Genomic DNA, 20,116 nt, shown 5'->3' on the forward strand with positions numbered 1-20,116 from the left:
CCGGCGTGATGCGTCATGCGGATGCGGGCTACCAGATCGCGATTGATTGCGCCAAAGAGCAGGGCCTCAATCTCCCGATGATCAAATAACTAATGTGGGAGCGGGCTTGCTCGCGAAGGCGGTCTAGAGATCAATCAAGGCGCAGGATTCGGATGATCCTTCTGAATCGCCTCAATCCCTGCCAGCACCTCATCCGACAGTTTCAAATCAGCGCTGGCGATGTTGCTGTCCAGCTGCTCCAGGGTCGTGGCGCCAATGATGTTGCTGGTCACGAACGGTTGTTGGGTCACAAACGCCAATGCCATCTGCGCTGGGTCCAGGCCGTGCTCACGGGCCAGTGCCACGTAACGGCTGCATGCAGCTTCCGATTGCGCATTGAAGTAGCGGCTGAAGCGGCTATAGAGGCTCAGGCGGCCCTTGGCCGGGCGTGCGCCACCTTCGTACTTGCCGCTGAGCATGCCGAACGCCAGCGGTGAATACGCCAGCAAACCGCACTGTTCACGGATGGCGATTTCCGCCAGGCCCACTTCAAAGCTGCGGTTGAGCAGGTTGTAGGGGTTCTGGATCGACACCGCGCGGGTCCAGCCACGGGCTTCGGCCAGGGCCAGGAACTTCATGGTGCCCCACGGGGTTTCGTTGGACAGGCCGATGTGGCGGATCTTGCCGGCCTTGACCTGCTCATCCAGGGCTTCGAGGGTTTCCTCCAGCGGCGTCAGGTCTTCTTCGGCCTTGTGCTTGTAGCCCAGTTGGCCGAAAAAGTTGGTGCTGCGCTCGGGCCAGTGCAGCTGGTAGAGGTCGATCCAGTCGGTTTGCAGGCGCTTGAGGCTCGCGTCCAGGGCTTCGGCGATGTGCTTGCGGTTGTGCTTGAGGCTGCCATCGCGGATGTAGTCGATGGTGTTGCCGGGGCCGGCGATCTTGCTGGCGAGGATCCAGTCGGCACGGTCGCCGCGGCTTTTGAAGTAATTACCGATATAGCGCTCGGTGGTGGCGTAGGTGTCGGCCTTGGGCGGCACCGGGTACATTTCCGCGGTGTCGAGGAAGTTGATCCCCGCGGCCTTGGCCCGTTCGATCTGTGCGAAGGCCTCTGCCTCGCTGTTCTGCTCGCCCCAGGTCATGGTGCCCAAGGCTATCGCGCTCACGTTCAGATCGGTTCGGCCCAGCTGTCGATAGTCCATCGGGTACTCCTTCGGGGAAAACAATCATAAAAGCAGGTTGAAATTTTTTTGGCAATCTGCATAATTGCCCACCTCTTTCTGCAGTGGAAGTGATGCGCCGCCTGCCGAAGAATCTTGCCGTTGAACGGACGCGCCGACCCGAGCCCCCGATAGCGTCTGTATCCGGCTGCCTTTGACTTGTCAAAGTACGCACTATTCAGTAAGATCCGCCGTCTAATTTACAGGGCGGCCCCTGAGGCTATTAAAGAATGACAACTTTTACTGCAAAACCAGAAACAGTTCAGCGCGACTGGTTTGTCGTCGACGCCGCTGGTCAGACCCTGGGTCGTCTGGCCACTGAAGTCGCCAGCCGTCTGCGTGGCAAGCACAAGCCTGAGTACACCCCTCACGTTGATACCGGTGACTACATTGTCATCATCAACGCCGAGCAGGTACGTGTTACCGGCAACAAAGCTCAAGACAAAATGTACTACCGTCACTCCGGTTTCCCAGGCGGTATCAAGTCTTCGAACTTCGAAGGCCTGATCTCCAAAAAGCCTGAAGCCCCGATTGAAATCGCGGTCAAAGGTATGCTGCCGAAGGGCCCACTGGGTCGCGACATGTATCGCAAGCTGAAAGTCTATGCGGGCGCTGCTCACCCTCATGCTGCTCAGCAGCCCCAAGAACTGAAGTTTTAACGGAATAGTTCATTATGTCGGCGACTCAAAATTACGGCACTGGCCGTCGCAAAACCGCTACCGCTCGCGTTTTCCTGCGTCCGGGTACTGGTAACATCTCGATCAACAACCGCACTCTGGAAAATTTCTTCGGTCGCGAAACTGCCCGCATGGTAGTTCGTCAGCCGCTGGAATTGACCGAGACCGTTGAAAAGTTCGACATCTACGTCACCGTTATCGGTGGCGGTGTAAGTGGTCAAGCTGGCGCAATCCGCCACGGTATCACTCGCGCTCTGATGCAGTACGACGAAACCCTGCGTGGCGCTCTGCGCAAAGCTGGCTTCGTGACTCGCGATGCTCGTGAAGTTGAACGTAAGAAAGTTGGTCTGCGTAAAGCGCGTAAGCGTCCGCAGTACTCGAAGCGTTAATTCGCTTTTACGTTCCAGAAAACGCCCAGCCTCCTCACGGAGCTGGGCGTTTTTTATTGCCTGCTATTTATGTAAAAAAATCTGTGTGACAACTTGCCACATCCGTAGAGCCCCTATACTCAAAGGCTTGGAGCCAGTGCCGGGGGTAATTACCTTGTCAGACGTGGGGCTTTTCATTACCATTCGGCAAAATTTTTATAAGTTCAGATTTAACACTTAGTAGACGCCTGATTTAACAGGCCACAAAGCTGATGGGAGAGGACTGAATGAGCAATGACGGCGTGAATGCAGGCCGGCGTCGCTTCTTGGTAGCAGCCACATCCGTGGTGGGTGCTGCAGGAGCGGTGGGGGCTGCGGTCCCGTTCGTGGGGTCATGGTTTCCCAGTGCCAAGGCGAAAGCCGCAGGTGCACCGGTGAAGGTGAATGTCAGCAAGATCGATCCAGGCCAGCAAATGATTGCTGAATGGCGCGGTCAGCCAGTGTTCATCGTTCGTCGTACCGAGGAAATCCTGGGAAATCTGAAGAAGATCGAGGGCCAGCTGTCCGACCCCGACTCGAAGAATTCCGACCAACCCGCTTACGTCGATAAGGAAATTCGCTCGATCAAGCCGGAAATTCTGCTGCTGATCGGTATCTGCACCCACTTGGGTTGCTCTCCCACCTTCCGCCCGGAAGTGGCGCCCGCGGACCTGGGCAAGGACTGGGTCGGGGGCTATTTCTGCCCGTGCCACGGTTCTCACTACGACCTCGCTGGCCGCGTCTACAAGTCACAACCTGCACCACTGAACCTGCCAGTTCCGCCACATCACTACGAGACTGACAGTGTCATTGTCATTGGCGTCGACGAGGGGGAGAAAGCCTGATGAGCAAGTTCATGGATTGGGTGGATGCGCGCTTCCCCGCGACCAAGATGTGGGAAGACCACCTCAGCAAGTACTACGCACCGAAGAACTTCAACTTCTTCTATTTCTTTGGCTCCCTGGCACTTCTGGTACTGGTCAATCAGATCGTTACCGGTGTCTGGCTGACGATGAGCTACACGCCGTCGGCCGAAGAAGCCTTCGCCTCTGTCGAATACATCATGCGCGACGTCGAGTACGGCTCGATCCTGCGTCTGCTGCACTCCACCGGCGCCTCGGCGTTCTTCATCGTCGTCTACATGCACATGTTCCGTGGCCTGCTCTACGGCTCGTACCAGAAGCCCCGCGAGCTGGTGTGGGTGTTCGGCATGCTGATCTACCTGGCGCTGATGGCCGAGGCCTTCATGGGCTACCTGCTGCCGTGGGGCCAGATGTCCTATTGGGGCGCCCAGGTGATCATCTCGCTGTTCGGTGCGATCCCGGTCATCGGCAACGACCTGACCCAGTGGATTCGCGGTGACTACCTGATCTCCGGGATCACCCTGAACCGCTTCTTCGCCTTGCACGTGGTGGCCTTGCCGATTGTGATCCTGGGTCTGGTAGTGCTGCACATCCTGGCGTTGCACGAAGTGGGTTCGAACAACCCCGACGGCGTGGATATCAAGAAGCACAAGGACGAAAACGGCGTACCACTGGACGGCATTCCGTTCCACCCGTACTACACCGTGAAAGATATCGTCGGTGTGGTGGTGTTCCTGTTCATCTTCTGCTCGATCGTGTTCTTTTTCCCGGAGATGGGCGGTTATTTCCTCGAGAAACCGAACTTCGAACAGGCGAACGCCTTCAAGACCCCGGAACACATTGCCCCGGTCTGGTACTTCACTCCGTTCTACGCGATCTTGCGGGCGATTCCCGACAAACTCATGGGCGTTATCGCCATGGGCGCAGCGATTGCAGTGCTGTTCGTGCTGCCGTGGCTCGACCGTAGCCCGGTCAAGTCCATGCGCTACAAGGGCTGGCTGAGCAAGATCTGGCTGTGGGTGTTCTGCATTGCGTTCGTGATCCTGGGTGTACTGGGCGTACTGGCGCCGACCCCGGAGCGTACGTTGCTGTCGCAGGTCTGCACCTTCCTGTACTTCGCCTACTTCATTCTGATGCCGTTCTATACCCGGCTCGAGAAGACCAAACCGGTACCGGAAAGGGTGACTGGCTGATGAAAAAATTATTCGTTGCATTCATTCTTGCGGCCCTGCCGCTGCTGTCTTTCGCCGCTGAACACGGCCCAGAGCTGGAAAAAGTCGACATCGACGTGTCGGACAAAGCCGCAATGCAGGACGGGCTGCGTACGTTCACCAACTACTGCATGGGCTGCCACAGCGCCAAGTTCCAGCGTTACGAGCGAGTGGCCGACGACCTGGGCATTCCCCATGACGTGATGCTGAGCCACTCGGTGTTCACCGGGGCGAAGATCGGCGACCACATGACCATCGGCATGCAACCGGCCGACGCCAAGACCTGGTTCGGGGCTGCACCGCCCGACCTGACCCTGGTGGCCCGTGTGCGTGGCACCGATTGGCTCTATGGCTACCTGAAATCCTTCTATGAAGACCCGACGCGTCCCTACGGCGTGAACAACAAAGTGTTCCCGAACGTCGGTATGCCTAACGTTCTGGTCGGCCTGCAAGGTCGCCAAGTGGTAGGATGCAAGCAAGTACAAATCGTCGAAGACGGCAAGAAGCAGTATGATCCGCTCACCGGTACGCCTCTGACTCATGAAGCGTGCGATCAGCTGACCATAGTGCCGAAGACCGGCACGCTGAACGAAGAGCAGTTCGACGAGAAGGTCAAGAATCTGGTGACCTTCCTGGCCTACTCGGCCAACCCAGTGAAGCTGCAGCATCAGCGCATTGGTACCTATGTGTTGCTGTACCTGGCCTTCTTCTTCGTGTTCGCCTATCTGCTGAAACGCGAATACTGGAAGGATGTGCATTGATCCAACCGTAAGTAATTGCTGTTAATCTTGCGCGCCCAGCGGCATCTCTGAAGGTAAGTCTGGTTTATCCAGGCGTCACGGAGATGCTCACTGGGCGCGCTCGTTTTTGAGCTTCCGATAATTTCAACAAGCGAGGAGGACCGCCATGGGCGTGACCAATCGGTTGGCCTGTTACTCCGACCCCGCCGACCACTATTCCCACCGAGTACGCATCGTGCTCGCAGAGAAGGGTGTCAGCGCAGAGATCATCAGTGTGGAGGTGGGACGTCACCCGCCGAAACTGATCGAAGTGAACCCTTACGGCAGCTTGCCCACCCTGGTCGATCGTGACCTGGCGTTGTGGGAGTCAACCGTGGTGATGGAATACCTGGATGAGCGTTATCCCCATCCACCGTTGCTGCCGGTGTATCCGGTGGCGCGTGCCAACAGCCGCCTGCTGATCCATCGGATCCAGCGTGACTGGTGTGGCCTGGTGGACCTGATTCTGGATTCACGCAGCAAGGAAGCGGCCCGGGTTCAGGCGCGCAAGGAATTGCGCGAGAGCCTGACCGGTGTTTCGCCGTTGTTTGCCGACAAACCTTTTTTCCTCAGCGAGGAACAAAGTCTGGTGGATTGCTGCCTATTACCCATACTCTGGCGCTTGCCGATTTTGGGCATAGAACTGCCGCGGCCTGCCAAGCCGCTGCTTGACTACATGGAGCGCCAGTTTGCGCGTGAGGCTTTCCAGGCGAGTCTGTCTGGTGTCGAACGCGATATGCGCTAAGGCTTAAGGAGCCGTTGATGAACTCCAGTCGACCTTACCTGGTCCGCGCGCTCTATGAGTGGATAGTGGACAACGATTGCACCCCGCACATGCTGGTCAATTCCGAGTTTCCCGCGGTTCAGGTACCGCAAGGTTTTGCCAGTGACGGACAAATCGTCCTGAACGTTTCACCCAGTGCCGTGCGACACCTGCACATGGACAATGAAGCGGTCAGCTTTGAAGGGCGTTTCGGCGGTGTGCCGCATACGCTGTTCGTGCCCATCGGTGCCATCCTCGGGATCTACGCCCGGGAAAATGGCCAGGGCATGGTGTTTGATCTGGAGTCTTCCCTTGAGGATGACGAAGCGATCGAGCTCGAAGGCGAAGATGATGTGCCGCCGCCGGATTTCGAGCCACCGCGTCCAAGCGGTCGGCCGAGTCTGAAAGTGGTGAAGTAACAAGGCGCGGGCCCTCGGGCCAGCGTTGAAAATGCCTCGGTGATGCCGGGGCATTTTTTTGCCTGGCGAAAACCCCGGCGGTTATAGATGAAAGTCATGACAGGACGGTGATCGTACAACCGCCATGGGCTATCATGCGTGCTTCAGATCGCCGAGATAGATGATTCATCATGGAAAACTCCAGCGCCGCCCCTCGTCTTCCCCGCAAGCGCCGCAGCCTTGCCCAGGAATTGGTCACGGTGTTGTCCGAGCAGATCCGCGACGGCCAACTCAAACGTGGCGACAAACTGCCCACCGAGTCGGCGATCATGGATGCCCATGGGGTCAGCCGCACCGTGGTGCGTGAAGCCATCTCGCGATTGCAGGCCGCCGGGCAGGTAGAAACCCGCCATGGCATCGGTACCTTTGTGCTGGATACGCCAAGCCCCAGCGGTTTCCGGATTGATCCGGCCACTGTTGTCACCCTGCGTGATGTGCTGGCCATCCTTGAACTGCGGATCAGCCTGGAAGTGGAGTCTGCCGGGCTTGCTGCCCAGCGCCGTAGCGACGAGCAATTGGCCGGCATGCGTGCTGCCCTCGATGCGCTGAACGAAAGTGCGGCCCACGCCGGTGATGCGGTGGCGTCGGACTTCCAGTTCCACCTGCAGATTGCCCTGTCCACCGGCAACCGCTACTTCACCGACATCATGACCCACCTGGGCACCAGCATCATTCCGCGCACGCGGCTGAACTCGGCACGCCTGGCCCATGATGACCAGCAGCACTACATGAGCCGCCTGAGCCGCGAACACGAAGAGATCTATGAGGCGATCGCGCGCCAGGATTCGGATGCGGCGCGGGCGGCCATGCGGTTGCACCTGACCAACAGCCGTGAGCGGCTGCGCCATGCCCATGAAGAGGCGGAAGCGCAGCGCGGTTGATTCCAGGCTGGACGTAAGCGTGTGGCTTGAAAGCTCATTGTGGCGAGGGAGCTTGCTCCCGTTGGGCCGCGCAGCGGCCCCAAATCCATTGCCCCGAGTTCTGTCTGAAAGAACCCCGTGTTCTTGCTGGGGCTGCTTCGCAGCCCAACGGGAGCAAGCTCCCTCGCCACAGGTTAATGCGCGAGGCTTAACTCACGTCTTTCAGGCCGGCTGATTCGGCTTGTAGTCCTTGAGCAGCAGATACGTGCTCCAACCCCACCAGTCATTGGTCCACTGCTTGTCGTTCAGGTTGTTGACGTCCTTGCGTCGCAGCACCTTGTCGCCTTCAGCCTTGAACAGCGGTGAGAAGTTGTTCGCCGGGTTCTGCGCGGCGTTCAGGTCCGGCACATACAGCGGTGCCTTGAAGTTGGCCGGGGAGGGCGCCATGCCGCTGATAAACGTTTCGAAGATCTCATCGGCCGAGGCCTGCACGGCGCGTTTGACCATGGCGCGGTTGGCCGCATCGTTGCTGTCGAAATAGCGTTTATCACCGTAGGCATGCCACTGCTCGCCCAGGGCGTTGCGCACATTGAGCCCGAACTTGCTGTCTTCATCGTGCATGAAGCGGCTGATCAGCGATCCCAGTTCGCCCGGTGTCACCACTGCCGCCAGTTGCTTGCGCGGTACCCGCAGGTGCCCGGCGGAAAATAGATCGGTCAAAAAGTGATCAGCAAAGCTGTTCATGGCATAGGCCAGTTCCAGCGCCTGGTCGGTGCCGGTCTGATGCGCCACGACGGCTTGTTGCAAGGCTGCCGTATGCCCCGCCAGATAGGCCGCCAAAGCCCATTCGCCAAAGTGGTCGGCATTGTCTGCCGCCAGTTTCAGGTAGCGCCCCAGTGGAATCAGCGCCGAGACGGCACTGCCGCCGCCGGTGATGCGGTTCCATTCCTCGGACAAGGTGTCACCCAGCGCGTCATAGGCTTCATGGGGTTGCTTGCCATCCTTGATCGCCTGGTTGACCGCATTGATCTCCTTTTGCATCACCGCGAGGATCTTGCCCGCTTCTTCCCGTGATGCTGGCAATACCGCCAGCGAGTTGAACGCATCGGTAAAGCGCTGCACACGATCAGCGGGCGATGTACCTTCGTTGATGGGGCGCCCGGGGATGCCATAGAAATCACCGCCCAGGGCGATGATCTGGCCGTAGCTCAGCGCCAGGCCATTGGGCAGGTGCAATTCGACCTGCCGGGCGGGAATCGGCGGGGCGTCCTTGACGAAACGCAACAGGGTGTCGTCGCCGATGGCGGTGTGTTCGCCGCCTTCAAAACGCAGGGTTGGCGGGGTTTTCACAGGTGTGGCGAGTTCAAGATCTGACATGTTAGCTCCTTGCTATGTCGTAGGAATCTTCCGTAATAACTGTACGTATATACAGTTATTCAGAGCATAGAGGAAAAACTTCCTACGTCAAGAAAGCAGCAATCGAGAAGGGCGGCGATGAATTGCAGTTGACGAATATTTTTATAGTTGTACGATGACGTACGACATCAAGATAACCATCCGTAATCTCACAACAGAAAGTCTTCGCCCAGGGTGTTCGAATAATGAATCCACAAGAACTGAAGTCCATCCTCTCTCACGGTCTGCTGTCTTTCCCGGTGACCGATTTCAATGCCCAGGGTGATTTCCACCAGGCGGGCTACATCAAGCGTCTGGAATGGCTGGCCCCTTATGGCGCTACCGCCTTGTTCGCCGCTGGCGGCACCGGTGAGTTTTTCTCCCTGGCGGCCAGCGAATATTCGCAAGTGGTGAAAACCGCCGTTGATACCTGCGCCACCAGCGTGCCGATTCTTGCCGGTGTCGGCGGTGCCACCCGCCAGGCCATCGAGTACGCCCAGGAAGCCGAGCGTCTTGGCGCCAAAGGCTTGCTGCTGCTGCCGCACTACCTGACCGAAGCCAGCCAGGACGGGGTTGCCGCCCACGTTGAAGCGGTGTGCAAGTCGGTCAAGATCGGTGTAGTGGTCTACAACCGCAACGTCTGCCGCCTGACCGCGCCGCTGCTGGAACGCCTGGCCGAGCGCTGCCCGAACCTGATCGGTTACAAGGACGGCCTGGGTGACATTGAATTGATGGTGTCGATCCGTCGTCGCCTCGGTGACCGTTTCAGCTACCTGGGCGGCTTGCCGACTGCAGAGGTTTACGCCGCTGCCTACAAGGCCCTGGGCGTGCCGGTGTACTCCTCGGCGGTGTTCAACTTCATTCCAAAAACCGCGATGGATTTCTACCACGCCATTGCCCGGGAAGATCACGCCACCGTCGGCAAGATCATCGACGACTTCTTCCTGCCGTACCTCGACATCCGTAACCGCAAGGCCGGTTACGCGGTGAGCATCGTCAAGGCCGGGGCGAAAATCGTCGGCTACGACGCAGGCCCCGTGCGTACCCCGCTGACCGATCTGCTGCCGGAAGAATACGAAGCCCTGGCCGCGTTGATCGACAAGCAAGGCGCGCAATAACCCATCACCAAGGCCGCTGAGTAATCAGCGGCTTTTTGCGTCAGGAGAGAATTCGTGTCCCAAGCCAAGCGTTTTGAAAACTACATCGGTGGCCAGTGGGTTGCCGGCGCCGACTACTCGGCCAACATCAATCCGTCGGAGTTGTCTGATGTCATTGGCGAATACGCCAAGGCTGACCTCGCCCAGGTCCACGCGGCCATCGACGCTGCGCGCGCTGCTTTTCCGGCGTGGTCCACTTCCGGGATCCAGGCGCGTCATGATTCGCTGGATAAAGTCGGCACCGAAATCCTCGCCCGTCGCGAAGAACTCGGCACCCTGCTGGCCCGGGAAGAGGGCAAGACCCTGCCGGAAGCCATCGGCGAAGTGACCCGCGCCGGTAACATCTTCAAATTCTTCGCCGGTGAATGCCTGCGCCTGTCCGGCGACTACCTGCCGTCGGTGCGTCCGGGCGTCAACGTTGAAGTGACCCGTGAGGCGTTGGGCGTGGTTGGCCTGATCACGCCGTGGAACTTCCCGATTGCCATCCCGGCCTGGAAGATCGCCCCGGCCCTGGCCTACGGCAACTGCGTGGTGCTCAAACCGGCTGAACTGGTACCGGGCTGCGCCTGGGCCCTGGCCGAAATCATCTCCCGCGCCGGCTTCCCTGCCGGTGTGTTCAACCTGGTGATGGGCAGCGGCCGTGTGGTCGGCGATGCCATGGTCAACAGCCCGAAAGTCGACGGCATCAGCTTCACCGGCTCGGTGGGCGTGGGTCGTCAGATCGCCGTCAGCTGCGTGTCGCGCCAGGCCAAGGTGCAGTTGGAAATGGGCGGCAAGAACCCGCAGATCATTCTCGACGACGCCGACCTCAAGCAAGCCGTCGAGCTGTCGGTGCAGAGCGCGTTTTACTCCACCGGCCAACGTTGCACCGCGTCCAGCCGCTTTATCGTCACCGCCGGGATTCACGACCAGTTCGTCGCGGCCATGGCCGAGCGGATGAAGTCGATCAAGGTCGGCCACGCCCTGAAAACCGGCACCGACATCGGCCCGGTGGTTTCCCAGGCCCAACTGGACCAGGACTTGAAGTACATCGACATCGGCCAGAGCGAAGGCGCCCGGCTGGTCAGCGGCGGTGAGCTGGTGACCTGCGACACCGAAGGCTACTTCCTCGCGCCGACGCTGTTTGCCGACAGCGAAGCCGCGATGCGCATCAGCCGTGAAGAGATCTTCGGGCCGGTGGCCAACGTGGTGCGCGTGGCGGATTACGAGGCGGCGCTGGCGATGGCCAACGACACCGAGTTCGGCCTCTCGGCCGGTATCGCCACCACCTCGCTGAAATACGCCAACCACTTCAAGCGTCATTCCCAGGCCGGGATGGTGATGGTCAATCTGCCGACGGCCGGTGTGGATTACCACGTTCCATTCGGCGGCCGTAAGGGTTCATCCTACGGTTCGCGTGAGCAGGGTCGCTATGCGCAAGAGTTCTACACCGTGGTGAAAACCAGCTACATCGGTTCGTAACGGCTGCACCCTGTGGCGGGTCCGTGCCCGCCACAGGCTTACAATTTGATTACCCGCAAAAAAAATAATTAGTGGGAGTACATCTTCATGCAAGCGACCAAGCCGACCCATGTCCGTTATTTGATCCTGCTCATGCTGTTCCTGGTGACCACGATCAACTACGCCGACCGGGCCACCATCGCCATTGCCGGCTCCAGCCTGCAAAAAGACCTCGGCATCGACGCGGTCACCCTTGGCTATATCTTCTCCGCATTCGGTTGGGCCTACGTGGCCGGGCAAATTCCCGGCGGCTGGCTGCTGGACCGCTTCGGTTCGAAAAAAGTCTACGCCCTGAGTATCTTCACCTGGTCACTGTTCACCGTGCTGCAAGGCTATGTCGGTGAGTTCGGTGTTTCCACGGCCATCGTTGCGCTGTTCATGTTGCGCTTCCTGGTGGGCCTGGCTGAAGCGCCATCCTTCCCCGGAAATGCGCGCATCGTGGCGGCATGGTTTCCTACGGCTGAACGCGGCACCGCCTCGGCGATCTTCAACTCGGCGCAGTACTTCGCGACTGTGTTGTTCGCACCGCTGATGGGTTGGATCGTCTACACCTTCGGCTGGCAGCACGTGTTCGTGGTGATGGGCGGCATCGGTATCGTATTCTCGCTGATCTGGCTGAAAGTTATCCACAGCCCGCGCCAGCACCCGATGATCAACGAGGCCGAGTTCCAGCACATCGCTGCCAACGGGGCCATGGTCGACATGGACCAGGACAAGGGCAGAGGCAAGAAAACCGACGGCCCGAAGTGGGATTACATCCGTCAGTTGCTGACCAACCGCATGATGCTCGGCGTGTACCTGGGCCAGTACTGCATCAATGGCATCACCTATTTCTTCCTGACGTGGTTCCCGGTGTACCTGGTTCAAGAACGCGGCATGACGATTCTCAAGGCCGGCTTCATCGCGTCCTTGCCGGCGATCTGCGGCTTTATCGGCGGCGTGTTGGGCGGAGTGATTTCCGACTACCTGCTGCGCAAGGGCCATTCGCTGACCTTCGCCCGCAAGGCGCCGATCATTGGTGGCTTGCTGATTTCCAGTAGCATCGTCGCGTGCAACTACGTCGACATCGAATGGATGGTGGTGGGCTTCATGGCCCTGGCCTTCTTCGGTAAAGGCGTTGGCGCACTGGGCTGGGCGGTGGTGTCCGACACCTCGCCGAAACAAATCGCTGGCTTGAGTGGCGGTTTGTTCAACATGTTCGGCAACCTGGCGTCCATCAGCACCCCGATCGTGATCGGCTACATCATCAGCACCACTGGCTCCTTCAAGTGGGCGCTGGTGTTCGTCGGTGCCAACGCGTTGCTGGCGGTGTTCAGCTACCTGGTAATCGTTGGCCCGATCAAACGTGTGGTGCTTAAAGAGCCGCCGGCCAACGGCCCCGAGCTGACTAAACTTTCCCAAGCGCATTCCTGAAGGGGCCCGCGTCATGCAGTTGATTGAACATGCCGATTCGCCACGCTCCATCCGTTTGCACGCGCTGGATAACGTGGTGATTGTGGTCAACGACCAGGGCGTACCGGCGGGGACCGAGTTTCCCGACGGCCTGGTGACGGTGGATTTCATTCCCCAAAGCCACAAGGTGACGCTGGAAGACATCCCCGAAGGCGGCCGCATCATTCGCTACGGCCAGACCATCGGTTATGCCCTGCGCCCGATTCCGCGAGGCAGTTGGGTGCAGGAAGATCAACTGCGCATGCCCACGGCGCCGCCGCTGGACAGCTTGCCGCTGTCCACCGAAGTGCCCGACGCCCAAGCGCCCCTGGAGGGTTTTACCTTCGAGGGTTATCGCAATGCCGACGGCACCGTGGGCACACGCAATATCCTCGGGATTACCACCACGGTGCAGTGCGTCACGGGCGTGCTGGACCATGCGGTGAAGCGCATCAAGGACGAGTTGCTGCCCAAGTACCCGAACGTCGATGACGTGGTGGCGCTGACCCACAGCTACGGCTGCGGCGTGGCGATCACGGCCACCGACGCCTACATCCCGATCCGCACCGTGCGTAACCTGGCGCGCAATCCGAACCTGGGCGGTGAAGCCCTGGTGATCAGCCTGGGTTGCGAGAAGTTGCAGGCCGGGCAGGTGATGCATGAAAACGACAGCTCGGTAGACCTGAGTGAGCCATGGCTGTATCGGTTGCAGGACTCCAGCCACGGCTTTACCGAAATGATCGAACAGATCATGGAACTGGCCGAAACCCGCCTGAAGAAACTCGACCTGCGCCGGCGGGAAACCGTACCGGCGTCGGAGTTGATCCTCGGCATGCAGTGCGGCGGCAGTGATGCGTTCTCGGGGATTACCGCGAACCCGGCGCTGGGTTATGCCTCGGATTTGCTGCTGCGGGCGGGCGCGACGGTGATGTTTTCCGAAGTGACCGAAGTGCGCGATGCGATCTACCTGCTGACTTCCCGTGCCGAGAACCAGGACGTGGCCCGGGAACTGGTGCGGGAAATGGACTGGTACGACCGCTACCTGGCCAAGGGCGAGGCGGATCGCAGCGCCAACACTACGCCGGGGAACAAGAAGGGTGGGTTGTCGAATATTGTCGAGAAGTCGCTGGGGTCGATCGTCAAGTCGGGCAGCAGTGCGATCAATGGCGTGCTCGGCCCGGGCGAGCGGTTCAATCGCAAGGGCCTGATCTTTTGCGCCACGCCGGCGAGTGATTTTGTGTGCGGCACGTTGCAGTTGGCGGCGGGGATGAATTTGCATGTGTTCACCACCGGGCGTGGCACGCCCTATGGGCTGGCGATGGCGCCGGTGGTGAAGGTTTCGACGCGCACCGAGCTGGCGCAGCGTTGGCCGGACCTGATTGATATCGACGCCGGGCGGATCGCCACCGGCCGGGCGACGATTGAGGAGCTGGGTTGGGAGTTGTTCCACTTCTACCTGGATGTGGCCAGCGGCAAGAAGCAGACATGGGCGGAGCAGCACAAGCTGCATAACGACATTACGTTGTTCAATCCCGCGCCGATTACTTAAGACCGAGTCGCCTGCTTCGCGAGCAAGCCCGCTCCCACATTTGACTGCCGCGACCTGACGTCCGGTTACCGGTTGGCTTTTTTCTTCGGCACGATCTTGCGCAAGATCTGCCGCGCCTTACCCGTCAAGCGCTTCAATTTCGATTCTTTCTCCGGCGCACTCAGCCCTTGCTGGCGCAGCCAGTCCTTCCAGCGGATCCGCTCATCCCGCACGATCCAGCCTTCCTGCTGGGCAAAGCTTTCAGCCAGATACAACCCTCGCGTACTCGCCGGATACAGCTGATCCTTCTTCAAGGTATACAGCTCCGCACACGGCTGCCCGTCCTTCAGCGGCATCAGGTACAGGTCCGGGCGCTGGCGGTCCAGGCGGGCCACCAATTGGTCGCCCTCCAGGCGCTCGTCCACATGAAACAGGCTCAGGGACTTCGCCTCCTTGGGCACTTCCAGGCGCAAGTCATAAATCAACTGCAACGAAGCCGTGGGCAGGTGCACGTAGGCGCGTGGTCGTTCAATCAATTGCATGGTGGCGCAGCGCACCGGGCGCGCGGCCCCGGACAGCGGTGAGAGGCGGAACGGCAACGCTTCGCGGTAGTGCAGGGCCGACGAGTAGGGCGCCGGCAGCCAGGTGTCATTGAAACGACCGCCCAGCCAGCCTTCCGGGGTTTCCAGCAGGCATTCCTCGGCGATTTCCTGGATGGCGGTGTGCAGTGGCAGGTTCAGTTCGTGGGCCGGCACATAGCCGGAGATCAGCTTGAGCACGACGTCGCCACGGTCTTGTCGGCGCTGGCGCACCAGCACCCAGTAATCGCGGTTCTGCCAGTGCAGCGTCAGGCGCACCGAGACCCCAAGGTTGGCCAGCTCCAGCACGAAACGCTCGGTGTCTTTCACCTCCACCGGCTTGCGCCGTTGCAGGGTCTGGGCGAAGTTGAGCGGCATGCCGACGCTCTGGTAGCTCAAGCCTTCGGGGGTTGCTTCGACGTGCAGCGGCAGTGTCTTGAAGTTGCTGGGGTTCTTTCTTATGAGCGTTCGCGGCATGTCGGCTCCTTCTTACGTCGGGGTCGGCCGCGTCGGCGGCATCAGAGTTGGCGAATGACCTTGGCAGCGGTCGCCACGTTGTGGGCGAGGTGCAGCGGATTAATGGTCCCGACAATAGCACTGGCAACGCCAGTTTGCGCAAACAACAGCATGAAACTGGCGTGAATTGGATCCACTCCGGACTCCAGGCAGACATGGCCACTGGCTAGTGCCTTTTTCACCAGGATGCCCTTGCCGTGTGCGGCGGCATAATCAATGACGGCTTTCTCGGCCTGTTCGTTCAAATTGTAGGTGACCATGGCGCAATCACCTTGTTCCAGAGCCTTTACACCGCCCTCGACGGTTTTGCCGGAGAAGCCGAAACCACGGATCTTGCCCTCGCGCTTGAGGTCTTCCAGGGTCTGGTAAACCTCGCAATCATTGAGGATATGCAGGTCGTTGCCGTCGGAGTGCACCAGCACCAGATCGATAAAATCCGTTTCCAGTCGTTTCAGGCTGCGCTCCACCGAAAGCCGGGTGTGGGCTGCGCTGAAGTCGTGATGGGATACGCCTTCGGCAAATTCTTCGCCCACCTTGCTGACAATTACCCATTCCTGGCGCTGGCCGCGCAACAGCGGGCCCAGGCGTTCTTCGCTGCGGCCATAGGCGGGCGCAGTGTCGATCAGGTTGATGCCCAATTGCCGGGCCTGGCGTAACAGCATCCGCGCCGCATCGTCATCGGGAATCTGGAAGCCACTGGGGTATTTCACCCCTTGGTCGCGGCCCAGCTTGACGGTGCCCAGGCCCAGCGGCGAGACCAGCAGGCCGGTGCTGCCCAGTGGGCGGTGGAGGTCGTGCAGAGTCGGCAGGGTCATGGCAGCAGTTGCTCCCAGGCAGGTTGGGCGATGGCGGGTTTCGGCAGCTCGGGCAGTTTTTCGGTAGTTCCGGGCTTGATGCCGTCACGTTCCAGTGCGTTGATCACTCGATCGGCGAAATCCGGTGCCAATGCCAGCTTGGTCGGCCAGCCCACCAACAGGCGATCCTGTTCGGCGAGGAACGCGTTGTCCGGGCGGGTCAGGCCTGACTGCAATGGTTCGGCGCGGTCGACGCGCAAGGTGGCCCATTGGGTCTGGCTCATGTCGATCCAGGGCAGCAACTGCCCCAGCTCTTTTTGGGCGGTGGCGATCTGTTGCTCCGGGGTACGGGCCACACCTTCGGCTTCGGCGATATCGCCGCCCAGGTACCACACCCAATTGCCGTCGGCGGCGGGATGCGTGGTCACGGTGATGCGCGGCTTGGTGCCGCCCCCCAGGCAGTGGGCGTACAGCGGCTTCAGGCCGGGGCCCTTGGCGATGATCATGTGCAGAGGTCGGCGTTGCATGGCGGGCTGGCTCAGGCCCAGGGCGCCGAGCAGGTCAGCGGTGCCGCCGCCGGCGCTGATGACGATACGCTGGGCGCGGATCTCACGGCCATCGACCTTCAGGCCGACCAGTGTGCCTTCTTCCAGCAAGGGTTCGATCTGTTTACCCGCGAGCAAACCGTCGCCGGCCAGTTGCGCCAGGCGTTCGATAAGGCTTGGGACGTCGATCACCAGTTCGGCCAGGCGATAGACCTTGCCCTTGAAGCGGCGATCTTGCAGGGCCGGTGGCAGGTCATCGCCCTTCACTTGATCCACGCGGCCACGCACGGCCTTGCTCGCGAAGAAACTGGTGAGGTTGCCGGCGATGGTGCCCGGCGACCACAAATAGTGGGCTTCGGACAGCAGGCGCACACCGGAGAGATCCAGTTCACCGTTGCCCGCCAGGGCTTCGCGCCAGCGGCGGGGCATGTCGGCGATGGCTTCGGAGGCACCGGTCAGGGCGCCGTGCAGTGCGTATTTGGCGCCGCCGTGGATGATCCCCTGGGACTTCACGCTTTGCCCGCCACCGAGGGTGGCGCTTTCCACCAATACCGTGGAAAAGCCCTGGCGGCGCAGGCGCGCATTGAGCCAGAGGCCGGCAACCCCGGCGCCGACAATCAGAACGTCGGTGGAAATAACGGATGGCATGCAGCGACCTCAGTGTTCAAGACAGGCTGCGCAGTATACAGGCTCATGAAGTGAATCTTCGCCCCAACGCTCCCTGATGACAGACGCACCGCAGGAGCTGTCGAGTGGAACGAGGCTGCGAGTTTCAGCCTCAATTGAATCTCACGTGGACGCTCAGTGCCCGGCCGTTTTCGAGAACAACTGAATCACCACCACGCCCAGCACAATCAGGCCCATGCCCAGCATCGCCGGGATATCCAGTTTCTGCCCGTAGATAAACAGCGCGGCGATGCTGACCATCACGATGCCCATCCCGGCCCACACTGCATACGCGACACCCACCGGCACGGTGCGCACCACCAGCGTGAGCATCCAGAAGGCCACGCCGTAGCCGACGATCACCAGCAACAACGGGATTGGCGTGCTGAAACCCTTGATCGCTTTCATGGAAACGGTGGCGATCACTTCCGAGCAGATGGCAATGGCCAGGTAATAGTAGGCGGCGTTCATGGGTAAATCCTCGGTACGGGGTCGCTTGATAAGGTCGGCATTTTAGAGACTTGTCAGATGCGGTAAAGTCATTACCTATCCGAATTGAAGATGGGTTGAGCCATGAGCGTGCAGTGGAGTCTTGAGCAAATGCGCCTGTTTGTCAGCGTCGCCGAGCAGCGTTCATTTTCGGCGGTGGCGCGGGACCAGCGTCGGGCGCAATCGGCGGTCAGCAATGGGATTGCCCTGTTGGAGGCGGACCTGGGCGTATCCCTGTTTGATCGCAGCAGCGGCCGCCAGCCCCGTTTGACCGAGGCGGGCACGGCACTGCTCGAGGAGGCGCGGGAAGTCTTGCGCCAGTGCGAGCGCCTGAATGGCCGTGCCTTGTCATTGATGCGCGGTGAAGAGGCGCGCCTGCGCCTGGCCCAGGATGAAGCCATGCTCTATCAGCCGGTGCTCGATAGCCTCGAAGCGCTGGCGGGAAAATTTCCCAGCCTGGAAGTGCAGTTGTCCAGCGCCGCCCAAGGCGATGTCGCGCGCAAGCTGGTGGAGCGCAAGGCGGATCTGGGCCTGCTGTTCTATCACGATCAGATTCCCGAAGCGTTGGAGCGCCGCGTGCTGGGCAGTGTGGAGATGGTGACCGTGTGCGGTATCGGGCATCCCATGGCCAAGGAACAGTTCGTGGATTGCCAGCGCCTGGCGCAGTTTCGCCAATTGCTGATGGCGACCCAGACCAGCGTGTATCCCGGCAGCGAGGCCGCCAGCCCGCAAGTGTGGCGGGCTGACAGTTTCTACGTGCTGGCCGAATGGCTGGCGCGCGGCCTGGGTTGGGCCTGGTTGCCGCGGCATGTGGTGCAGTATCCGGCCTATCAGAACCAGATGGTCGAACTGAACAGCGAATGGACCCCGCCGGCACTGGTGGTGGAGCTGGTCTGGCGCCGCGACGAGCCCCTCGGCCCGGCCGCGCGTTTCCTCGCCGAACGTTTTGCCGAGTGCTTGCAGGCGATCGACTGAAAAAGCCGATAAACTCCGCCGCCATGAATAGAACTCTCTACAGCTATCTGTTTTACCTGGCGCTGCCGTTGGTAGCTTTACGTCTGTGGCTGCGGGCCCGCAAAGCGCCCGCTTACGCGAAGCGCGTGGGTGAACGCTTCTCCTGGGGCTTGCCGGTGATGCAACCCGGCGGGATCTGGGTGCATGCGGTGTCGGTGGGCGAAAGCATCGCCGCTGCGCCGATGATTCGCGGGCTGCTGGAGCGTTATCCACAGCTGCCGATCACCGTCACCTGCATGACGCCTACTGGTTCCGAGCGCATCCAGGCGTTGTTCGCCAACGAGCCGCGCATCCAGCACTGCTACCTGCCGTACGATTTGCCTTGTGCGGCCAAGCGGTTTCTCGATCGCGTGCAGCCGAAACTGGCGGTGATCATGGAGACCGAACTGTGGCCCAACCATATTCACCAGTGCGCCAAACGCGGGATTCCCGTGGCATTGGCCAACGCGCGGCTGTCGGCTCGCTCGGCCAAGGGCTACGGGCGTTTCGCCAGGCTGACCGCGCCGATGCTGGCGGAAATGAGCCTGTTCGCCGTCCAGACCGAAACCGAGGCCGAGCGTTTTCGCAGCCTGGGTGCACGGCCCGAGACTGTCGAAGTCACCGGCTCGATCAAGTTCGACCTGACCATCGACCCGCAACTGCTGGCGCGCGCCGCCGCGTTGCGTGAACAGTGGCACGCCAGCGAGCGCCCGGTATGGATCGCCGCCAGCACCCACGAAGGCGAAGACGAAGTGGTGCTCGCCGCCCATCGCCAGTTGCTTGCCAGTTATCCCAATGCGTTGCTGATCCTGGTGCCGCGCCATCAGGAGCGCTTCAACCCGATGTTCGAGCTGTGCCAGCAGCAGGGTTTCGCCACGGTGCGTCGCTCCAGCGGCGAGGCTGTGACGGCGCAAACCTCGGTGTTGCTGGGCGACACCATGGGCGAGTTGCTGTTTCTGTATGCCCTGGCCGACAGCGCTTTTGTCGGCGGTAGCCTGGTTGCCACGGGCGGGCATAACCCGTTGGAGCCCGCGGCCTTGGCCAAGCCGGTGATCTGCGGGCCCCACGTGTTCAACTTCCTGGAAATCAGCGCAATGATGCGCGACGCCGGCGCGTTGCAGGAAGTGGACGATGCCGAGGGTTTGGCGGTGGCGGTGCAGCGTTTGTTCGAACTGCCGCAGGACGCGCAGAAGATGGGGCAGGCGGGGCTGGCGGTGATGCGCGCCAATCAGGGGGCGTTGAAGCGTTTGCTGGACGGATTGGGCAGACTGCTTAACGTCTAACAACACAAATCAAATGTGGGAGCGGGCTTG

21 protein-coding genes are annotated in these 20,116 nt (G+C 60.5%); 15 read left to right on the plus strand and 6 right to left on the minus strand.

The window, feature by feature from the left end; all coding sequences use genetic code 11:
- Window positions 1–89 (plus strand): hypothetical protein (locus ACW9I6_RS13235; protein ID WP_457339420.1); only part of this gene is annotated, 89 nt, incomplete at its 5' end.
- Between the two features lie 45 nt (window positions 90–134).
- On the opposite strand, the gene ACW9I6_RS13240 is transcribed toward ACW9I6_RS13235, so the two are convergent.
- Entirely contained in the window at window positions 135–1,175 is a 1,041-nt protein-coding gene (locus ACW9I6_RS13240; RefSeq protein WP_214499411.1) for an NADP(H)-dependent aldo-keto reductase, read from the minus strand.
- A gap of 248 nt (window positions 1,176–1,423) precedes the next feature.
- Between ACW9I6_RS13240 and rplM the strand changes: the two genes are divergently transcribed.
- The 8 genes from rplM to ACW9I6_RS13280 all read left to right on the plus strand — a co-directional run bounded on the left by rplM (window position 1,424) and on the right by ACW9I6_RS13280 (window position 7,232).
- Window positions 1,424–1,852 carry a 50S ribosomal protein L13 gene (gene rplM / locus ACW9I6_RS13245; RefSeq protein ID WP_003216032.1) on the plus strand — a complete coding sequence of 143 codons (429 nt, stop codon included), beginning with the start codon at window positions 1,424–1,426 and terminating at the stop codon, window positions 1,850–1,852.
- Window positions 1,853–1,866: 14 nt separating this feature from the next.
- Window positions 1,867–2,259, plus strand: coding sequence for a 30S ribosomal protein S9 (gene rpsI / locus ACW9I6_RS13250; protein ID WP_003216038.1), 393 nt, complete (start codon window positions 1,867–1,869; stop codon window positions 2,257–2,259).
- Between the two features lie 266 nt (window positions 2,260–2,525).
- On the plus strand, window positions 2,526–3,122 hold the full coding sequence (gene petA, locus ACW9I6_RS13255; protein WP_003216040.1) for a ubiquinol-cytochrome c reductase iron-sulfur subunit: 597 nt from the start codon (window positions 2,526–2,528) through the stop codon (window positions 3,120–3,122).
- Window positions 3,122–4,333: a cytochrome b gene (locus ACW9I6_RS13260; RefSeq protein ID WP_003216042.1), complete on the plus strand. Its 1,212-nt coding sequence runs from the start codon at window positions 3,122–3,124 to the stop codon at window positions 4,331–4,333. Before petA ends, ACW9I6_RS13260 begins: the two co-directional genes overlap by 1 nt.
- Window positions 4,333–5,112 carry a cytochrome c1 gene (locus ACW9I6_RS13265; RefSeq protein ID WP_003216044.1) on the plus strand — a complete coding sequence of 260 codons (780 nt, stop codon included), beginning with the start codon at window positions 4,333–4,335 and terminating at the stop codon, window positions 5,110–5,112. The genes ACW9I6_RS13260 and ACW9I6_RS13265 overlap by 1 nt, the downstream gene beginning before the upstream one ends.
- Before the next feature lie 145 nt (window positions 5,113–5,257).
- Window positions 5,258–5,875, plus strand: coding sequence for a glutathione S-transferase N-terminal domain-containing protein (locus ACW9I6_RS13270; protein ID WP_003216049.1), 618 nt, complete (start codon window positions 5,258–5,260; stop codon window positions 5,873–5,875).
- Window positions 5,876–5,892: 17 nt separating this feature from the next.
- The gene (locus ACW9I6_RS13275; RefSeq protein ID WP_008437252.1) at window positions 5,893–6,312 is read left to right on the plus strand and encodes a ClpXP protease specificity-enhancing factor; all 420 of its coding nucleotides are present in this window, start codon (window positions 5,893–5,895) and stop codon (window positions 6,310–6,312) included.
- 170 nt (window positions 6,313–6,482) lie between these two features.
- Window positions 6,483–7,232, plus strand: coding sequence for a FadR/GntR family transcriptional regulator (locus ACW9I6_RS13280; protein WP_008437251.1), 750 nt, complete (start codon window positions 6,483–6,485; stop codon window positions 7,230–7,232).
- A gap of 201 nt (window positions 7,233–7,433) precedes the next feature.
- On the opposite strand, the gene ACW9I6_RS13285 is transcribed toward ACW9I6_RS13280, so the two are convergent.
- On the minus strand, window positions 7,434–8,588 hold the full coding sequence (locus ACW9I6_RS13285) for a hypothetical protein (RefSeq protein WP_003216055.1): 1,155 nt from the start codon (window positions 8,586–8,588) through the stop codon (window positions 7,434–7,436).
- Between the two features lie 224 nt (window positions 8,589–8,812).
- On the opposite strand from ACW9I6_RS13285, the gene kdgD reads away from it, so the two are divergent.
- From kdgD to garD, 4 genes are all read left to right on the plus strand, one after another.
- Window positions 8,813–9,724: a 5-dehydro-4-deoxyglucarate dehydratase gene (gene kdgD, locus ACW9I6_RS13290; RefSeq protein WP_003216058.1), complete on the plus strand. Its 912-nt coding sequence runs from the start codon at window positions 8,813–8,815 to the stop codon at window positions 9,722–9,724.
- 54 nt (window positions 9,725–9,778) lie between these two features.
- Window positions 9,779–11,224 (plus strand): aldehyde dehydrogenase family protein, encoded by a 1,446-nt coding sequence (locus tag ACW9I6_RS13295; RefSeq protein ID WP_003216060.1) that lies wholly within the window; start codon window positions 9,779–9,781, stop codon window positions 11,222–11,224.
- 87 nt (window positions 11,225–11,311) lie between these two features.
- Window positions 11,312–12,676, plus strand: a complete 1,365-nt coding sequence (locus tag ACW9I6_RS13300; protein WP_102369911.1) for an MFS transporter — start codon at window positions 11,312–11,314, stop codon at window positions 12,674–12,676.
- A gap of 13 nt (window positions 12,677–12,689) precedes the next feature.
- Window positions 12,690–14,243 (plus strand): galactarate dehydratase, encoded by a 1,554-nt coding sequence (garD, locus tag ACW9I6_RS13305; protein WP_008437248.1) that lies wholly within the window; start codon window positions 12,690–12,692, stop codon window positions 14,241–14,243.
- Between the two features lie 65 nt (window positions 14,244–14,308).
- On the opposite strand, the gene ACW9I6_RS13310 is transcribed toward garD, so the two are convergent.
- The 4 genes from ACW9I6_RS13310 to ACW9I6_RS13325 form a co-directional block, all read right to left on the minus strand.
- Window positions 14,309–15,277: a hypothetical protein gene (locus ACW9I6_RS13310; protein ID WP_008439131.1), complete on the minus strand. Its 969-nt coding sequence runs from the start codon at window positions 15,275–15,277 to the stop codon at window positions 14,309–14,311.
- 41 nt (window positions 15,278–15,318) lie between these two features.
- Complete coding sequence (locus tag ACW9I6_RS13315; protein ID WP_003209490.1) at window positions 15,319–16,131, minus strand: aldo/keto reductase; 813 nt, start codon at window positions 16,129–16,131, stop codon at window positions 15,319–15,321.
- Window positions 16,128–17,303, minus strand: a complete 1,176-nt coding sequence (locus ACW9I6_RS13320; protein WP_457339418.1) for an NAD(P)/FAD-dependent oxidoreductase — start codon at window positions 17,301–17,303, stop codon at window positions 16,128–16,130. Before ACW9I6_RS13320 ends, ACW9I6_RS13315 begins: the two co-directional genes overlap by 4 nt.
- A 153-nt stretch (window positions 17,304–17,456) precedes the next feature.
- Window positions 17,457–17,792 carry a DMT family transporter gene (locus tag ACW9I6_RS13325; protein WP_003209492.1) on the minus strand — a complete coding sequence of 112 codons (336 nt, stop codon included), beginning with the start codon at window positions 17,790–17,792 and terminating at the stop codon, window positions 17,457–17,459.
- 102 nt (window positions 17,793–17,894) lie between these two features.
- Between ACW9I6_RS13325 and ACW9I6_RS13330 the strand changes: the two genes are divergently transcribed.
- Entirely contained in the window at window positions 17,895–18,785 is an 891-nt protein-coding gene (locus ACW9I6_RS13330) for a LysR family transcriptional regulator (protein WP_008439125.1), read from the plus strand.
- A 23-nt stretch (window positions 18,786–18,808) separates the two neighbouring features.
- Entirely contained in the window at window positions 18,809–20,086 is a 1,278-nt protein-coding gene (waaA, locus tag ACW9I6_RS13335; protein ID WP_457339419.1) for a lipid IV(A) 3-deoxy-D-manno-octulosonic acid transferase, read from the plus strand.
- The last annotated feature ends 30 nt before the right edge of the window (window positions 20,087–20,116 follow it).

The sequence above is a fragment of the Pseudomonas sp. SDO5522_S412 genome (genome assembly GCF_054071215.1).

What these genes read in the sequence shown, in the direction of transcription:
- ACW9I6_RS13240 (WP_214499411.1), bottom strand. Translation starts at nt 1,175, where the DNA reads ATGGACTATCGACAGCTGGGCCGAACCGATCTGAACGTGAGCGCGATA.
- rplM (WP_003216032.1), top strand. Translation starts at nt 1,424, where the DNA reads ATGACAACTTTTACTGCAAAACCAGAAACAGTTCAGCGCGACTGGTTT.
- rpsI (WP_003216038.1), top strand. Translation starts at nt 1,867, where the DNA reads ATGTCGGCGACTCAAAATTACGGCACTGGCCGTCGCAAAACCGCTACC.
- petA (WP_003216040.1), top strand. Translation starts at nt 2,526, where the DNA reads ATGAGCAATGACGGCGTGAATGCAGGCCGGCGTCGCTTCTTGGTAGCA.
- ACW9I6_RS13260 (WP_003216042.1), top strand. Translation starts at nt 3,122, where the DNA reads ATGAGCAAGTTCATGGATTGGGTGGATGCGCGCTTCCCCGCGACCAAG.
- ACW9I6_RS13265 (WP_003216044.1), top strand. Translation starts at nt 4,333, where the DNA reads ATGAAAAAATTATTCGTTGCATTCATTCTTGCGGCCCTGCCGCTGCTG.
- ACW9I6_RS13270 (WP_003216049.1), top strand. Translation starts at nt 5,258, where the DNA reads ATGGGCGTGACCAATCGGTTGGCCTGTTACTCCGACCCCGCCGACCAC.
- ACW9I6_RS13275 (WP_008437252.1), top strand. Translation starts at nt 5,893, where the DNA reads ATGAACTCCAGTCGACCTTACCTGGTCCGCGCGCTCTATGAGTGGATA.
- ACW9I6_RS13280 (WP_008437251.1), top strand. Translation starts at nt 6,483, where the DNA reads ATGGAAAACTCCAGCGCCGCCCCTCGTCTTCCCCGCAAGCGCCGCAGC.
- ACW9I6_RS13285 (WP_003216055.1), bottom strand. Translation starts at nt 8,588, where the DNA reads ATGTCAGATCTTGAACTCGCCACACCTGTGAAAACCCCGCCAACCCTG.
- kdgD (WP_003216058.1), top strand. Translation starts at nt 8,813, where the DNA reads ATGAATCCACAAGAACTGAAGTCCATCCTCTCTCACGGTCTGCTGTCT.
- ACW9I6_RS13300 (WP_102369911.1), top strand. Translation starts at nt 11,312, where the DNA reads ATGCAAGCGACCAAGCCGACCCATGTCCGTTATTTGATCCTGCTCATG.
- garD (WP_008437248.1), top strand. Translation starts at nt 12,690, where the DNA reads ATGCAGTTGATTGAACATGCCGATTCGCCACGCTCCATCCGTTTGCAC.
- ACW9I6_RS13310 (WP_008439131.1), bottom strand. Translation starts at nt 15,277, where the DNA reads ATGCCGCGAACGCTCATAAGAAAGAACCCCAGCAACTTCAAGACACTG.
- ACW9I6_RS13315 (WP_003209490.1), bottom strand. Translation starts at nt 16,131, where the DNA reads ATGACCCTGCCGACTCTGCACGACCTCCACCGCCCACTGGGCAGCACC.
- ACW9I6_RS13320 (WP_457339418.1), bottom strand. Translation starts at nt 17,303, where the DNA reads ATGCCATCCGTTATTTCCACCGACGTTCTGATTGTCGGCGCCGGGGTT.
- ACW9I6_RS13325 (WP_003209492.1), bottom strand. Translation starts at nt 17,792, where the DNA reads ATGAACGCCGCCTACTATTACCTGGCCATTGCCATCTGCTCGGAAGTG.
- ACW9I6_RS13330 (WP_008439125.1), top strand. Translation starts at nt 17,895, where the DNA reads ATGAGCGTGCAGTGGAGTCTTGAGCAAATGCGCCTGTTTGTCAGCGTC.
- waaA (WP_457339419.1), top strand. Translation starts at nt 18,809, where the DNA reads ATGAATAGAACTCTCTACAGCTATCTGTTTTACCTGGCGCTGCCGTTG.